Origin of the sequence: Bradyrhizobium sp. BRP19 (genome assembly GCF_020194195.1) — a bacterium.
GTDB lineage: Bacteria > Pseudomonadota > Alphaproteobacteria > Rhizobiales > Xanthobacteraceae > Bradyrhizobium > Bradyrhizobium yuanmingense.
The window spans coordinates 1-2,143 of record NZ_JADYVZ010000064.1 but is presented as its reverse complement, the minus strand read 5'-3'; the positions used below and the strand labels follow the sequence as shown (position 1 = coordinate 2,143).

At 57.8% G+C, this 2,143-nt stretch carries 1 protein-coding gene and 2 pseudogenes; 2 read left to right on the top strand and 1 reads right to left on the bottom strand.

Features of this window, described 5'->3' with window-relative positions:
- Positions 1 to 738: 738 nt before the first annotated feature.
- Together I6F36_RS40145 and I6F36_RS40140 are read left to right on the top strand one after the other, a co-directional pair.
- Positions 739 to 1,375, top strand: a pseudogene (locus I6F36_RS40145) (reverse transcriptase domain-containing protein); the annotation flags it as partial.
- Positions 1,361 to 1,825: a group II intron maturase-specific domain-containing protein gene (locus I6F36_RS40140; RefSeq protein WP_369424454.1), complete on the top strand. Its 465-nt coding sequence runs from the start codon at positions 1,361 to 1,363 to the stop codon at positions 1,823 to 1,825. The pseudogene I6F36_RS40145 and the gene I6F36_RS40140, both read left to right, overlap by 15 nt.
- Positions 1,826 to 1,901: 76 nt before the next feature.
- Here the strand turns inward: I6F36_RS40140 and I6F36_RS38455 are convergent.
- Positions 1,902 to 2,143: pseudogene (locus tag I6F36_RS38455) on the bottom strand (transposase); the annotation flags it as partial.

Sequence of the window (2,143 nt, the reverse complement as noted above, 5' to 3'; positions counted from 1 at the left end):
GCCTTCGGCTGCACGGTGGTATGTGCGCCATGACGGCGCGAAGAAGGAGGTTGAGTATGTAGACCATCTTCCGAGCAGCCTTGCTGCGCAAGAGATGAGGGCAGGCCCCTCGGACTCGGATTGCAGGATCAGAGTCCAAACCGCCACAAGCTGCTTTAGCTCAATGGCTGAGGTGGTGAGCGTTGCTGGAAAAGGCGGGCAATCAGCCTGTCAGGTGAGCCACGGGAAGACGAACGCAAGTAAACCGCCGATGATGCATCGAAAGTACAGTTCAGATGTTGTCGAAACCAGGGGCGATACCACCTCCTGGGATCAAGCGCGACGAGAGCCTGTGTATTGGCCGGGCGGCAACCGGTGTAGAGGCGGCGCGATCCCGATGCCAGGCTCTTGCGCGGAACATGGGAACCTGCGTCGCGATGCCAAGGGAGACCCCAAAGGCGGCGGACCCGCCGAGGGCAGAGTACCAATGCGCGACGCAGGGGCGGACGGGTTCGTAATAGTGATGAGGCCCGGTAATACGGGCGGAGCGAAGGGACCCGATCTTCCAGCCAAAGTCACAAGCCAACCGGAAACGGGAGGAGCCGATGACTGAGGCAAAGTCGTATCAGATCCCCAAACATCTCGTTTGGGAAGCTTGGAAACAGGTGAAAGCGAACCGCGGGTCAGCGGGTGTGGACGGGTCTCCATCGAGGAATTCGAAAAGGACTTGAAGAGAAACCTCTACAAGATCTGGAATGAATGTCGTCGGGGACATACTTTCCGCCTCCCGTCCGTCTCGTGGAAATTCCCAAGGCTAATGGAGGGAAGCGTCCGTTAGGAATACCCTCTATAGCTGACCGCGTGGCTCAGACGGTTGCAAAAATGGTTATGGAGCCGACGATGGAACGAATATTCCATCCGGACTCCTACGGCTATCGGCCCGGCCGTTCGGCGCTTGACGCGTGGGGACAGCGCGAAAGCGTTGCTGGAAATTCGACTGGGTTATCGAAGTCGTTCTTCGACTCGATTCCTTGGCACCTAATCGAAAAGGCCGTCGCCCAGCACACGGAACTGAGTTGGATTCGTCTCTACGGTAAAGCGGTGGCTGCAAGCTCCCGTGGAGAAAGAAGACGGAATCCCTGTGGAGAGAACACGCGGAACCCCTCAGGGTTCGGTGGTTTCACCGCTGCTCGCAAATTTGGTTCTGCACTATGCATTCGATCACTGGATGCAGCGGACCTTCCCTTGTTTGTGTTTCGAAAGATACGCTGACGATGCGATAGTCCATTGCAGAACTGAAAGCGAGGCTCGAACCGTGATGGAGGCGATCCGAAAACGTCTTGCGGAATGCGGTCTGGAGCTCCATCCGGAGAAAACCCGGATCGTCTACTGCAAGGATAATAAACGGAGAGAGGAATGCGAACACATCTCGTTCGACTTCCTTGGCTACACCTTCCAGCCGCGCAGCGCTCGCGATCGAAAGGGCGAGAAGTTCCTCAACTTCCTCCCGGCAATCAGCAACAAGGCTGCCAAAGGAATCCGACAAACCATTCGCTCATGGCGACTGGGTTCGACGCGAAACCACTGGAGTCTTGAAGAACTCGCCAAGCTGATTGATCCTGTCGTGCAAGGATGGCTGAACTATTACGGACGGTTTTACCGGACGGAATGTGTCAACGTCCTTCGTCACGTAAACGACGCGCTCGCCCGCTGGGCGAGGCGGAAATACAAGCGGTTGAAAGGCCGGAAAGTCGCCTCAGTATATTGGTTGGGACGGCTCGCACAGCGCGATCCGAACCTACTCTATTTGTGGCGAGTCGGCATTCGACCTGCGGCTGGAAGATAGAAGCCGGATGAATCGAGAGGTTCACGTCCGGTTTCGTGAGAGCCTCGGGGTGCAATTCCCCGGGGGCTACTCGACCGACCGTGACCCGCTTGAGGTCCTGGCTGCGCAACGCGCCGGCCTCGTGTGCCACCCGCAAGCTCTCGGCCAGCAACAGCTCCAGCTTGTCGCCGAGCCGCTTGCGCCGGTGGCTCAGGTCCGAGCGCTCGTGCGGGAATGCGTGCTGGAAGAACTCTTCGCCGGTAAAGTACTGGAAATATGGGTCGTGGACCCAGCGCTCGCACACCCCCTCATCGGACAGCCCGTAAATGTGCTTGAGCA